The sequence below is a fragment of the Pseudomonas alkylphenolica genome, assembly GCF_000746525.1.
GTDB classification, from domain to species: Bacteria; Pseudomonadota; Gammaproteobacteria; order Pseudomonadales; family Pseudomonadaceae; genus Aquipseudomonas; species Aquipseudomonas alkylphenolica.
The window spans coordinates 1,357,501-1,370,832 of record NZ_CP009048.1; the positions used below are offsets into that span (position 1 = coordinate 1,357,501).

The 13,332-nt window shown below is 56.0% G+C and carries 11 protein-coding genes and 2 rRNA genes (1 of these 13 only partly in view); 8 read left to right on the forward strand and 5 right to left on the reverse strand.

The window, feature by feature from the left end; genetic code table 11:
• From PSAKL28_RS06320 to PSAKL28_RS06345, 6 genes are all read left to right on the forward strand, one after another.
• Positions 1–1,696 (forward strand): 23S ribosomal RNA (locus tag PSAKL28_RS06320) (it extends 1,194 nt beyond the left edge of the window).
• Positions 1,697–1,833: 137 nt separating this feature from the next.
• Positions 1,834–1,949, forward strand: a 5S ribosomal RNA gene (gene rrf, locus PSAKL28_RS06325).
• A 198-nt stretch (positions 1,950–2,147) separates the two neighbouring features.
• On the forward strand, positions 2,148–4,085 hold the full coding sequence (locus PSAKL28_RS06330; RefSeq protein ID WP_038608010.1) for a flavin monoamine oxidase family protein: 1,938 nt from the start codon (positions 2,148–2,150) through the stop codon (positions 4,083–4,085).
• A gap of 148 nt (positions 4,086–4,233) precedes the next feature.
• A complete protein-coding gene (locus tag PSAKL28_RS06335; RefSeq protein WP_038608013.1) occupies positions 4,234–5,130 on the forward strand; it encodes a nitrilase family protein in 897 nt (298 codons plus the stop codon).
• A gap of 11 nt (positions 5,131–5,141) precedes the next feature.
• The gene (locus tag PSAKL28_RS06340) at positions 5,142–6,338 is read left to right on the forward strand and encodes a hypothetical protein (protein WP_038608016.1); all 1,197 of its coding nucleotides are present in this window, start codon (positions 5,142–5,144) and stop codon (positions 6,336–6,338) included.
• A complete protein-coding gene (locus tag PSAKL28_RS06345) occupies positions 6,335–7,327 on the forward strand; it encodes an asparaginase (protein ID WP_038608018.1) in 993 nt (330 codons plus the stop codon). Before PSAKL28_RS06340 ends, PSAKL28_RS06345 begins: the two co-directional genes overlap by 4 nt.
• A gap of 59 nt (positions 7,328–7,386) precedes the next feature.
• On the opposite strand, the gene PSAKL28_RS06350 is transcribed toward PSAKL28_RS06345, so the two are convergent.
• The 5 genes from PSAKL28_RS06350 to PSAKL28_RS06370 all read right to left on the reverse strand — a co-directional run bounded on the left by PSAKL28_RS06350 (position 7,387) and on the right by PSAKL28_RS06370 (position 11,610).
• Positions 7,387–7,683 (reverse strand): hypothetical protein, encoded by a 297-nt coding sequence (locus tag PSAKL28_RS06350; RefSeq protein WP_038608021.1) that lies wholly within the window; start codon positions 7,681–7,683, stop codon positions 7,387–7,389.
• A gap of 98 nt (positions 7,684–7,781) precedes the next feature.
• On the reverse strand, positions 7,782–9,536 hold the full coding sequence (locus PSAKL28_RS06355; protein WP_038608024.1) for a SulP family inorganic anion transporter: 1,755 nt from the start codon (positions 9,534–9,536) through the stop codon (positions 7,782–7,784).
• A 125-nt stretch (positions 9,537–9,661) separates the two neighbouring features.
• The gene (locus PSAKL28_RS06360) at positions 9,662–10,159 is read right to left on the reverse strand and encodes an RES family NAD+ phosphorylase (RefSeq protein WP_038608027.1); all 498 of its coding nucleotides are present in this window, start codon (positions 10,157–10,159) and stop codon (positions 9,662–9,664) included.
• On the reverse strand, positions 10,159–10,761 hold the full coding sequence (locus tag PSAKL28_RS06365; RefSeq protein WP_257011859.1) for an Xre family toxin-antitoxin system antitoxin: 603 nt from the start codon (positions 10,759–10,761) through the stop codon (positions 10,159–10,161). The genes PSAKL28_RS06360 and PSAKL28_RS06365 overlap by 1 nt, the downstream gene beginning before the upstream one ends.
• Before the next feature lie 321 nt (positions 10,762–11,082).
• The gene (locus tag PSAKL28_RS06370; RefSeq protein ID WP_038608030.1) at positions 11,083–11,610 is read right to left on the reverse strand and encodes a BRO-N domain-containing protein; all 528 of its coding nucleotides are present in this window, start codon (positions 11,608–11,610) and stop codon (positions 11,083–11,085) included.
• A 515-nt stretch (positions 11,611–12,125) separates the two neighbouring features.
• Here PSAKL28_RS06370 and PSAKL28_RS27605 point away from each other — a divergent pair.
• On the forward strand, positions 12,126–12,422 hold the full coding sequence (locus tag PSAKL28_RS27605; protein ID WP_075226442.1) for a hypothetical protein: 297 nt from the start codon (positions 12,126–12,128) through the stop codon (positions 12,420–12,422).
• 90 nt (positions 12,423–12,512) lie between these two features.
• Entirely contained in the window at positions 12,513–13,322 is an 810-nt protein-coding gene (locus tag PSAKL28_RS26740) for a hypothetical protein (RefSeq protein ID WP_218918491.1), read from the forward strand.
• Positions 13,323–13,332: the final 10 nt, after the last annotated feature.

Here is a 13,332-nt window from a genome sequence, read left to right on the forward strand (position 1 = left end):
CTGTGAAGGTGAGTTGAGAAGCTTGCTGGAGGTATCAGAAGTGCGAATGCTGACATGAGTAACGACAATGGGAGTGAAAAACTCCCACGCCGAAAGACCAAGGTTTCCTGCGCAACGTTAATCGACGCAGGGTTAGTCGGTCCCTAAGGCGAGGCTGAAAAGCGTAGTCGATGGAAAACAGGTTAATATTCCTGTACTTCTAGTTATTGCGATGGAGGGACGGAGAAGGCTAGGCCAGCTTGGCGTTGGTTGTCCAAGTTTAAGGTGGTAGGCTGAGATCTTAGGTAAATCCGGGATCTTAAGGCCGAGAGCTGATGACGAGTTGCCTTTAGGCGACGAAGTGGTTGATGCCATGCTTCCAAGAAAAGCTTCTAAGCTTCAGATAACTAGGAACCGTACCCCAAACCGACACAGGTGGTTGGGTAGAGAATACCAAGGCGCTTGAGAGAACTCGGGTGAAGGAACTAGGCAAAATGGCACCGTAACTTCGGGAGAAGGTGCGCCGGTGAGGGTGAAGGACTTGCTCCGTAAGCTCATGCCGGTCGAAGATACCAGGCCGCTGCGACTGTTTATTAAAAACACAGCACTCTGCAAACACGAAAGTGGACGTATAGGGTGTGACGCCTGCCCGGTGCCGGAAGGTTAATTGATGGGGTTAGCTAACGCGAAGCTCTTGATCGAAGCCCCGGTAAACGGCGGCCGTAACTATAACGGTCCTAAGGTAGCGAAATTCCTTGTCGGGTAAGTTCCGACCTGCACGAATGGCGTAACGATGGCGGCGCTGTCTCCACCCGAGACTCAGTGAAATTGAAATCGCTGTGAAGATGCAGTGTATCCGCGGCTAGACGGAAAGACCCCGTGAACCTTTACTATAGCTTTGCACTGGACTTTGAATTTGCTTGTGTAGGATAGGTGGGAGGCTTTGAAGCGTGGACGCCAGTTCGCGTGGAGCCATCCTTGAAATACCACCCTGGCAACTTTGAGGTTCTAACTCAGGTCCGTTATCCGGATCGAGGACAGTGTATGGTGGGTAGTTTGACTGGGGCGGTCTCCTCCTAAAGAGTAACGGAGGAGTACGAAGGTGCGCTCAGACCGGTCGGAAATCGGTCGTAGAGTATAAAGGCAAAAGCGCGCTTGACTGCGAGACAGACACGTCGAGCAGGTACGAAAGTAGGTCTTAGTGATCCGGTGGTTCTGTATGGAAGGGCCATCGCTCAACGGATAAAAGGTACTCCGGGGATAACAGGCTGATACCGCCCAAGAGTTCATATCGACGGCGGTGTTTGGCACCTCGATGTCGGCTCATCACATCCTGGGGCTGAAGCCGGTCCCAAGGGTATGGCTGTTCGCCATTTAAAGTGGTACGCGAGCTGGGTTTAGAACGTCGTGAGACAGTTCGGTCCCTATCTGCCGTGGACGTTTGAGATTTGAGAGGGGCTGCTCCTAGTACGAGAGGACCGGAGTGGACGAACCTCTGGTGTTCCGGTTGTCACGCCAGTGGCATTGCCGGGTAGCTATGTTCGGGAGAGATAACCGCTGAAAGCATCTAAGCGGGAAACTTGCCTCAAGATGAGATCTCACTGGAGCCTTGAGCTCCCTGAAGGGCCGTCGAAGACTACGACGTTGATAGGTTGGGTGTGTAAGCGCTGTGAGGCGTTGAGCTAACCAATACTAATTGCCCGTGAGGCTTGACCATATAACACCCAAGCAATTTGCGTCGAAAGGCCAGATTGCGGTGTTGTGAAGACGAAACGAACCGAAAGTTTGCGACTCACAAGTATCACATACCCAATTCGCTGGAGTGTCTAACAAGACCTTCTGGCAACAGAATTTCTTGACGACCATAGAGCATTGGAACCACCTGATCCCATCCCGAACTCAGCAGTGAAACGATGCATCGCCGATGGTAGTGTGGGGTTTCCCCATGTGAGAGTAGGTCATCGTCAAGATTAAATTCCGAAACCCCTATCTGCGTATGCAGGTAGGGGTTTTGTCTTTTCCCGGTGGGAGCGGGCTTGCCCCGCGATGCGCTGCAGCTGACACACCGCAATCGCGGGGCAAGCCCGGTCCTCCTAACTATGTAATGCCTCCTGGCACCTGCTTGTCGCCAAGCTCGACTCTCCAACATCTCCTGGAGATCTCGACCCATGACCATCGGCTCTACTTACAATCATCCCGCCAATGTAGCGGCCAACCTGGCAACCCCGTCAGGTAAATGGACCGCCCGTTTCCCCAACCCTCCCGATCTGTGTTTTGACTACCGCAAGCTGCTTGAACAAACAGGTGGCATTGCTCAGGCGAGAATTACGGACCACCGTATTTGCATTGTCGGCGCTGGTGTCACCGGTCTGACGGCTGCACGTGAGTTGCTGCGCTGTGGCTTCACTCAGATCACCTTGATTGAACAGTCTCAGCGTATTGGTGGGCGCCATCTGACTGTTGTAGACAATTCCCAACCATTAGCTGCGCCTTCGACGCCTTTTGAAATGGGGGCTATGCGTATGCCGTTCTTCAACCGAACAGGTGAAGCGCCCAAGGACGGTCGTTCGTTGATGGCTTATTACGCCGGGCTTTTCGACCTGCATATTTCTGACTTCCCTAACCCAGGGACTCCCAGGGTGACCTCAACCGGGGTCTACTTACAGGAAGGGGAGCTGCAGGGGCACGGCGAGCCGACATTGCTGGTATGGGCCAACCCTGATGGCATTACTCCACCCCCGACGGCGGCACTGCAGCAGGTCTATGACAAGTGGCACCACTTCGCTGCACGGATGACTGAACAGATTGCGGCAATCTATGGTTCCGAAGATTGGGAGGCTTTATGGGCTGCAATCGTAGAGCGCTATCAAGCGTTGTCGTTTCGCGATCTGGTCAGTCTTCCAGCGATCACCAACTGGGATAAAAGCCGGTCCGGTGATTTTGGCGGTCTTGGCATGAACCCAGAGGAGTCAGCAATTTTCTATGCCATTGGCATTGGCGATGGAAGTTGGGGCGCATTTTACGATGTGTGCTGCTTATACCCATTGCGTACTGCCATCTTCGGTTTCAGCAGCCACTTACAACTGGTTCATGGTCGGGTGGACGATAAGGGGAATCCACTCGAAGCACCTTACCAGGCGGCGGAGGCTGTCTATGACAGCAAAGGCTTGAAATTCGCTGCGCCTACCTATCTTGGCTTGGCAGCGTTGGATGAATGTCTGCTTTTCATGGGGATCGATGGCACTGGAAAGTCACTCTACAGTCACTGTCTCGACCGTCAGAATGGGTTGCTCACCGATAGTCCGGTTACTGGCTTGAGCAAACTGCCTGATGGAAAGATCCGTGTTCAGTACCAGTGGAATGCCAGTAATCCCCACTCAACAACCACCTTGAGTGAAGATTTCGACTCTGTGATCGTTACATTGCCGTCCTGGTTGCTCGAAACCAACGTTCGTCTGGAGCATTTCACCCCGGCGATGCTGCCGGCCAAGATCACCAATGCCTATAAGACTGCTCACTGGGAGACCAGCTGTAAGGTCTATGCGCCTCTGAAAAAGAGCTTTTTGAGTAAGCATCAACGCATACCGCAAATTCTTGTTACCGACAGTTTCGTACACGATGTGTATACCTACCGGTACAACGACAGCTACGCCTATGACTGCATTCTGCTCAGTTACACCTGGGAGGACGACGCAACCAAACTGGCTTCTTTCGACGATGAGCAACTGGTCAGAAAATGCGTCAATGAGCTGGATCGGATCCTGCTGCGCTGCAGCAATATCCAGCAGCCGATTTCCCCCTACATAGACACCTATAACGCCCGCGTTCAGCGCTGGATCACCGACAAGAATGCACTGGGTTGCGCCAAGCTCTACCGAGCAGGTACTTACTACGATGCTGTCAGCCTGATGAAATACAACCGGGACTTCAGTGAGCGCTCAGGCCTTTACCTGGCTGGCGAGTCGTTTTCGGTCGACGCTGGCTGGACGGAGCCGTGTTTCAGAACTGCTGTGGACGCAGTGATTAACATCTGTCAGAAGACACAAGCCGTGTTCAATGGAGATTTCTCCATGAGTGACTATCCGCATTACCAAATGAAGGCCTGAAATTGCGGCGAAAAGGGCAGACTGTATGATTGCCCTTTCCGCTGCTTAGGAGCTTTCCCGCGTTTGCTACAGAGTTGCCTGACTGTCTTATCTAACAGGGTGTCCGTTTAACTGGCGTCCCTCCAATAACGATAAGAAGGCCGCCTCCATGTCTGCAAACACTGCCCCTGTGAGCCCCGTCCGCGTCGCCGTTATCCAGTTCGACCCGCAAGTCGGCGTTGAGCACTGCGACAACAATTTATGCCGAGGCCTGCAACTCGCCGAACAAGCGGTCCGCGAAGGGGCCAATCTGATAGTCCTGCCAGAGCTGGCCAACACCGGCTACACCTTCAGTACCCGTGCCGAAGCCTATGCTCATGCCGAAACCCTGGAAGGTGGTCCAAGCGTTAACACCTGGGCGGCATTCGCGCGTGAACATCAGGTCTACCTGGTTGCCGGCTTTGCCGAGCGCGAAGGTTTGAAGCTTTACGACAGTGCCGTGTTGTTCGGCCCCGAGGGCTTGCTTGGCCACTACCGCAAAGCTCACCTGTGGAACCAGGAAAAGCTCTGGTTCACCCCTGGCGACCTGGGCTTTCCGGTATTCGAAACCCCGATAGGGCGCATCGGCCTGTTGATCTGTTGGGATATCTGGTTCCCGGAGGTGCCGCGTTTGTTGGCCCAGCAAGGCGCAGATATCATCTGCAGCCTGAACAACTGGGTGTGGACCCCACCACCGCTGTTCGATACCAGCGGCCGGTGCATGGCGTCCTACCTGACCATGACTGCTGCCCACGTCAACAACGTCCACATCGCCGCCGCCAATCGCATCGGCAGCGAGCGTGGCGGACGCTTTCTTGGCTGTTCGCTGATCGCCGGAACCAATGGCTGGCCAATTGGCGAAGTGGCAGGCGCCGAGAACGAGTGCATTCTCTACGCCGATCTTGACCTCACCAGCGCGCGCAGCGCACCGATCTGGAACAACCTCAATGATTTGCCGCGTGACCGACGCACGGACCTTTACGGCTCGATGCTTGGCTATGACCTGCATCCAGCGTTACCGCGCTGAAGGAGGCACGCATGGACAACTCACTCGAACACCCTCGTAACAGTTTCATTCCCTTGTTGCTGATGTGCTTGGCGATTTCAGTGACTACCAGTGTGGTCATCGAATTGCTCAGTGGTCGCGCCGAGGCCTGGCTCGGTCTCTGGCCGGATTATGCGCACATGGTCGCTAATCTACAGGAGCCGTTGGCGCGGCTGCGCTGGATTGTCGGTGATATCAGTGAAGTGGCTTTTTACAAGCATGAGTTACCCGCGCTGGGGTTATTGGCAGGTGCGGCGTTGGCCCATTGGGCCAACCGCAATGGTATGCGTTGGCAGGGCTTTGCCATTTGCTACGGCACGAGGTTGTGGCCGTGGCTGGTGATCAGCTCGTTGCTGGGTTTGCTGTTCAGCCATGCGCTGTGGGGCTGGACGCTGAGCAGCGGGACCTGGCAGCCAACCTTCGTTGCCTTTGTCTCGTTACCGGCGGCGATGGTGCTGATGTTTGGCGCAGGCTGGAAGGTCGCTATCAACGGCGCGCTGCTGGGGGCGCTGCTGGTGACCCCAGCCAGCCTGCTACTGGTCAACTACCTCTGTTATCCGCTGGAACTGCCGGTGGTGATCGGCAATGTTGGCGGCATGGCAATCGCCAGTGTGCTGGCGTTCATCCTGTGTCGACACTTTCCGCAGTTGGTCCGTTCTTCACCTGCCGTCAGAGCACCGCAAGGGGTACCGGCGGCGAAAGCCGAGACTGATTACGGGGTGGTCTGGACGTTACGGCGGGTGCTGGCAGACTTCAGTGAGGCGCCATTCTTTGGCAATGAACTGGCCAGCCTGGGCCTGATTCTTGGTGCGTTGTTAGCTTATTGGATTTCTCCGGGCGGTCCGGTCTATGGTTCGCATCTGCTATTGGAGATACTTGCAGGGCAAGCGTTGGCGTCCTTCATCGGCATACTGTTCTGGCGCAATCAGTGGCGGCGTCTGGGCTGGTATCCCACCTACATTCCCATCGTCTCTGTGGTGCCTGCCGCTGTCCTCATGCTGGGCGGCAGTTGGCAGGTCACTGTCCTCAGCGCCACCCTGGGCGCGTTGATGGCGCCGCCGCTGGCCCATTCCATCAGTCGGCGACTGCCGAGCCATATGCATGGGTACATCGGCAACGTCCTGTCCATGGCCATCTGTACCTTGGTCATCATCCCCTTTGTCCGCCTGGTCACTGGAGTCACACCATGAGCGAAGTCTTGCAGCTCCCGCTGATTGCGATTGGCGCCTTGGGTGGAACCGTTAGCATGCAGGTCAATGCACCCGGCGAGGGGGTTACGCCGAGTTTGAGTAGCGAAGCCCTGCTGGCAAGCCTGCCGCAGTTAGAAGACCTTGCCCGTATAACAGCCCAAACCTTGCATCTTTTACCTAGTGCGTCGTTAACCTTCATTCAATTGATTGATGTCCTGCAGTGGGCCAAGGCCCAGGCGGAGCAAGGTGTGCAGGGTATCGTGCTGACTCAGGGAACCGACACGCTTGAAGAGGTGGCCTACTTTCTCGATCTGCTCTGGCCGTACCAGACACCGTTGATTCTCACCGGAGCCATGCGTTCGCCCAACCAGGCCGGCGCCGACGGCCCGGCGAACCTACTGGCTGCGGTTCAGGTTGCGTTGGCAGATGAGAGCCAGGGACGGGGCGCGTTAGTGGTGATCAACGACCAGATTCATGCTGCTGAACATGTACGTAAAACCGATAGCCTGGCAATGGCAGCCTTCAGTTCTACGCATTTCGGGCCGGAAGGTTTGCTGGTAGAAGGGCGGGTGCGCTATTTGAAAGCGCCGAAACCGCGTTGCTCACTGCCTGTGCCGGAGCGTCTGGATCATCGCGTAGCATTGCTCGAAGCCAGCCTTGCGGCGGATACCTTGCTATTGGAAGAGGTGGCAGGATTGGGCTATGAAGGTCTGGTCATCGCCGGCTTTGGTGCCGGGCACGTCTCGCAGCAATGGGCGCGCTGCGTAGGCCAAATCAGCCACTGGATGCCGGTCATCATGGCTTCTCGTACGGGCGCCGGTGCTACAGCGCTGCGCTCGTATGGGTTTATCGGTGGCGAGATGGACTTGCAACGCAAAGGGGCGTTGATGGCGGGGTTTCTCTGTCCACGCAAATGCCGGGTGCTGTTATGGGTGTTGATCGGCTGTGGCATGGAGGGCGAGCTGGGTCGTTGGCTGGCGGCGCGATAAAGCGCGAGCTGTAACCGGGATGAATCACGCGGGAGCCTAGCCCAGGCTCCCGCGCAGGTTTACACGAAAGCCTGTGGCGCTACACCGCGAGGCAAACGGCAGCGATCGGGCAGGGCGGCCAGGCGTACACGCCAGTTGGCCTTGAAGCAGAACGGTGCTGCCTTCACCTGACTGGCCTGGCGCTGCTTGCGCAGTTCTGCCAACGATGGAGTGGCCTTCTTGACCGGGACGGCATCAGCCTTGTCCAGCGAGCGCTGGCACGACTTGCAATCGACCTTGTCGGCTTCAGAAGTGCTGCTGAGGTTATTGCCATTGCGACCGCAAGCGACTGCGTCGCTGCTGATTGAGTAGTGCATTACCAAAACTGTACATCTCCACACATATGAACAAAAGCGCGGGTATTTTCGCATAGGTTGGCACCGGATGCGGCGCTAACCTGCATTCTCGGTCGCCGCTAAGGTGTCCAGTCGACGCTGTGTTCCTCCAGATAGGCATCCACGGCAGCGCCAACCGTTGGCTGGAAAATATCACGGCCAATGTGGTCCAGCACTTCCAGACGCTTAAGCTTGTCCTTCACCGGGTCTTTCATTTCGGCAAAGCGCAGTTCGATGTTTGCCGCACGCAGTGTCTGTTCCAGCTCCACCAGCATGTCCGCCGAGGTCACGTCCACACTGGTAACCGGCTCGGCAGCTACCACAACCCGGCGCACCTCGGTCTTAGATCTGGCGATGGCCTCCAGCACACACTTCTGGAAAAGCTCGGCATTGGCGAAGAACAGCGGTGCATCCCAGCGGAACAGCACCAGGCCGGGTACCAGGCGAGCGCTGGGATAGCGGGAGATATCGTGATAACCGCGTATCCCGTCCACGCGACCGAGCACCGTGTAATGTGGACGCCAGCCATCCCAGAGAAACTCGATCACGGCGATAACAACCGCCAGACCGATACCAGGGACCGCACCGAGCACTACCACCCCGACAAAGCAGGTAATCGACAGCCAGCACTCCCAGCGCTGGATACGGTAGATCCGCTTCAGGTCCTTGATCTCGAACAGGCCAATGGCGGCCGCGATCACCACGGCGGCAAGCGCGCTGTTGGGCAGGTGCTGTAGCAGCTTGGGCGCGAACAGCAGCAACGATGCTACCCCTAACGCAGCGACCACGCCGGTGAGCTGCGTGCGCGACCCGGCCGCCTCGGCGACGGGGGTGCGAGAAGAGCTGCTACTGACGGGAAAACCCTGGAACAGTCCCGTCGCCAGATTGGCGACTCCCAGACCGACCATTTCCTGGTTCGGGTCGACAGGGCTACGGGTCTTGGCCGCATAGGTGCGCGACAGCACGCTGGTATCGGCGAAGGACACCAGCGCAGCAGCGAAGCCACCAATCAGCACCGTGATCAGGTCTTCGGCCCGCAGCCAGGGCACCACGAAGCCGGGAAGCCCTTGCGGCATAGGGCCCAGTACCTTGACCCCATGACTGACGTCGAGGCCAAGACTGCCCACCACCAGGGTCGCTGCGACCACACCAATGAGGATGCCTGGCACGCGCTTGAAGCGCTCGAGTACCAGGATCAGGGCCAGGGTTCCGGCGCCGATGATGAATCCAGTCCAATTGGCTTGCCCTGCCAGCAGTGCCTGACCGACGTTCAGCACTTCACGCAGGGGGCCGCTGCTCTCTACCGAGATATCGAACAGCTTCGGCGTCTGGCTGATCAGTACCGTGAAGGCGATACCGTTCATGTAACCGTAGCGAATGGGTTTGGACAAAAGCTCGGTGATAAAGCCCAGCCGCAGCAAGCCGGCACCAATACACACCAGCCCGCACACCAGGGCCATGGCGCTGGCCAGGGCAATGGCACGCATGGGGTCGCCGCCAGACAAAGGCAGCACCACGGCAAGAATGATTGCCGCCAGCGCCGAGTCGGGCCCGAGTACCAGAATACGGCTGGGCCCGAACAAGGCGTAGACCAGCAGCGGCACGATGCTCGCGTACAACCCGTATATACCCGGCACGCCCGAGGCTTCGGCATAGGCGATACCCACCGGTACCAGCATGGTGGTCAGCACCAGGCCTGCGAGCAGGTCTTTCGGCAAATCGCCCATTTGGTACGAGCGCAGCACCTGCAGCCCGGGCAACCAGCGTCGCCAACTGCTTTGAGTAGTGGTGGGGCGCGCAAGAGTAGTGGGCGGGGTGGCTGGGCTTTCGTTCATGCAGGGCTTTCCGATAGCGTCGATAGGGCTCCTTGGCCGGAGCTTTTTAAGGATGGCTCACTATCGTGGTTACGCCGAAAAACTTGGCTGCTGCAGATCAACTGCAACCGAATCACCTGCCTCGCTTACTGTAGAGGGGGATTCAACCGTCCATCCAGTGCGAACGGCTCCTGCAGAACAACCTCGTAAAGGCCTGCAGCCAGCTGCGGATTCATCAACAGATTCCAGCTATAGGGCGACACACAGGAAGGAATCAGCACGAAGGGATGCTGTTCCAGCAGCCTGGCACCAAAGGCTTGCTGGCTGCGGCTGGGCGTTCCCGGCCTCAGCCAGTTCAGGTTGGGCACATCCTTGCGCTCGACTTTGTAGATTCTGGACGGGTCCATCACCCGTGCCGCCGTCAGCGTGTGCGCAACGCAGTCGAGGGTCTGGAAGCCTTTATGCACCGCCACTTCAAGAATCGCCGTAGCAGCATCAAGGCTGGCATAGACCACTTGAAATCCTTTGGGATTCCAGCGCCCGCCACAGGCCTCTGCGCCAATGCCGCTGTTCCACGTAGGCGCATGCCTGGCATGGTCGAGACGCCAGAAATGCAGGTCATGGGCCAGAGGGTCCGTCACCATCAGTAGACCCCGTAATCCAGCCGATTCAGGAAGTCGGTGACCAGCTCATAGCCGACCGGATTGGACAGTAGGTCGATGGGCGACTCGCCGTCCAGCCCGAGCGCCGGCCGGGTCATCCATTCTTCGGCAAGCGCGCGGGTGCCAAACACCTCCTGCGCTTTCTCCAGCACCTCTGCGTAGTACAGCGCCCTGGCACTTTGTTCAGGGCTCAGGGCTTCATCCTTGTTCTTCATCCGGCGGGCGAGGGTACGCTCCGACAGGCCGACGATCTTCGCCAGGACGTTGTGCCGCTTGAAGGTTTCGACCGACTCGACCAACTGAATGACAGAGCTGAGCGGAAAACCGCTCTGGGTGGCCTTGAACACCTCCATGCGGTCGTCGGTGTCGGTGTCGGGCAGCAGCAGATCGACAATCGGCATGCCGGTAGCGCTCGCTGCTGACACACGGGCAGTACCGTAGGCTTTTTGCGCGGGTGTTTCGTTCAGCCGATGGGCTGCCGCTTCAGTGTTCGTTGTGATCACTGATCCGGCATCGGCAGCTTTCGCTTTGCCAGGCTTTTTCGCTGATTTCCTGGCGTCTGTGTTTTCCGCGGTAGCAGACATGATCGGCGCTCCACTCTGGACAGATGGCATTTAGTGTACTGCCAATTGGCAGAGGCGTGAGAAAAGATTTGCGTCGTTCTGTGGCTACCCTGCCATGCTGATGGGGCGATTGCCGATGGGAGCAACTGTCAAACTGCTTATTTGTGGGAGCCGGCCTTGCCGGCGATGGGGCGCGTAGCGGCCCTGGCCCGGCTGCGCCGGGCATCGCCAGCAAGGCTGGCTCCCACAGGTTGATCCAGCCGGTGGGAGCGGGCTTGCCCCGCGATGCGATGTAACTGGCACACCGCAATCGCGGGGCAAGCCCGCTCCTACCGCCCAGCGTCAAAGCCTGAGCCAGCGTGCAGTCGTTTTTTTCCAGGAAGAATGGGCTTTCGAAACGCGCCTGCCCACTGACAATTCAGGCTCAAACACCACCTGCGGCACATCCCTCAACCGAATCCACGGCTCCTGCTGCCACTGCAGTAGCGTCAACGAATGCCCACCCAAATCCATCTGACCAATCCGCGGTATATCCCGCTCTACCAGATCCTGCCTGTCCCGCAGCACCGCAATCACCTCGTAGGTAAGCCATCGTCGCAGGCTGCGATTTTCGGGAATGTAATGATGAGCCAGCAGGGTATAAGCGCCGGACTCACTGATCATCACCGTGTCGCGATACTCGCCGTAGCGCAGCAATGACAAGGTCCGTCGCTGGTCTGCATCGAGCTTGCGCACGATATGTTCGTCGAGATAGCGGCCAATCAGGCGTCCCAGTTCGCGGGCGCAGAACCAGGCTTGGGATTCGAGCCAGAGGGTGTGGAGCGGGCGGTTGTGGCGGGTGAAACGGATGGGTTCATAGAGGTCAGTCATGGCTTACCTCTCGGGAACTGGGAGATTGGAACAGGCGGGACGCATGTGCGAAAGGCCTGCGAACGCTAGTTTCGATAGGCATTTCCATTACCTCTGTTTGTGGTCAGCTTTCTTAGGGCTGGGTGTCGGGAGCTAAGAAACCTCACACAGCAGGCCGGACGTATTCCCCTTACGGGTCTTGTATTAGCCCACTCCCGACATTACAGAGTGTTTCATGCGCGCAGTAGTAAACCACAGGCATAAAAATGCCGCATCTGTCGGGAGCGGGTGGACCGCTGTGTGGAGCGTTTCTTAGGCGCTCATGAACGCTAAAGGCTTTTGGTAGTGAGGGGCAACGGGTTTCTTGTCGGATTTTTCTGAATTTTCGGATAACGTCCGGCTATCGCCTTTACTCATAGAAGCTGTTGGCCTAGCTCTTAGCATCTGTCACCATGCGCCGACGCTTTTGGTCTATGGTCTAGTAGCTACCAGGGATGTTTAGAGGTGTGCATGACGCTATTAGGAGGAGGTTTGTTATGAGGTTTAACAATATTTTATCAGCTGATTTGCCAGAAATAGACGAAACTATCAAGGAGTGTGTTAACGGCGGGCAATGGTTGCTATTTAAGTCCGACTCTATAAGTCGTTCTGAAGTTCCTGCTGATTTCTACTTGAAAGTAGGGCAGAGTGTTTACGCACTAGATGGAGAAGGGCATATTGTCGGTGAGCTTGACCGTCCTAATGATAATTTTAGGATTGATGAGCTTTATTATTTTTCAGATTTGCCGAAGCCGCGGTCCATAAGTAATGCAATATCTTCCAAGGTTTTCTGACTTGTGAGTTGAATAATGGGGCTTGTAAAAGGAAGTACTAGGTGGGTTTTGTTTCTTTCGAGTTCAAATGAACCCGAGTATAGGCATGTAATGGACTTGGCATTCGGCTTGATGTGTATTGAGCAGGCCGGGGTCGACCCAAAAGATATTTTTATATACGTTGATGGCAAAGATCGCGTATTAGTAAGTCAATTATTAGCGTTGGGTACTGCTAATAGTTATAAGATTGGTAGCTCTTCCGATTTTTTTGCGGATATTAGTGGGAATGGTTACGAAAATTTAGTTTTGTTTGTGACTGGTCATGGAAGCATTGAAGGGATAGATGCCGCTGTTCCAATAACGCCTTATGCATTGCTGAAGGCGATTAAGTCGTCACCGGAATTAAAAAGTGCTATTGCGTATTTAGGGCAATGTCATGCCGGAATATTTAATTATATAGGTGCTGGGCGAAGTGGCCGAAACCCATCCGATCCGGACGTGATTTTGATTGGGGCTACAAATCTTCACGAAAGCCTGAGTTCGTCGACGACAGAAGATTTTCTCGGACAACAAATTACTTGGGTTGCAAATCTATTCTTGCTCAGTGTTTTCAAATGGTTAACCGCTGGGGTTGATGTTGATGGGGATGGTAAGCTCACAGTCATAGATTCCTATAAATATGCTGGAGTAACCTCTAACTCGGTAAACAAAAATATAAAAATCGGATCATTTGTTAGGTCGATTGACCTCCATCAGCGGTGGAAGGACGCCCAGAGCGACCACAGCACTAACCCCAGTCCTGCGAAAAAGCTTGCCCTGCAGGCTCTTGAGGAACAATACGTTTCCGAGTTAGGCGTGCGCTATACCCATCAAGAATGTTGGATTTTAAATTCAATCCCAGCTCAATGCGTAGAGTTTTAATAGTAGAAAT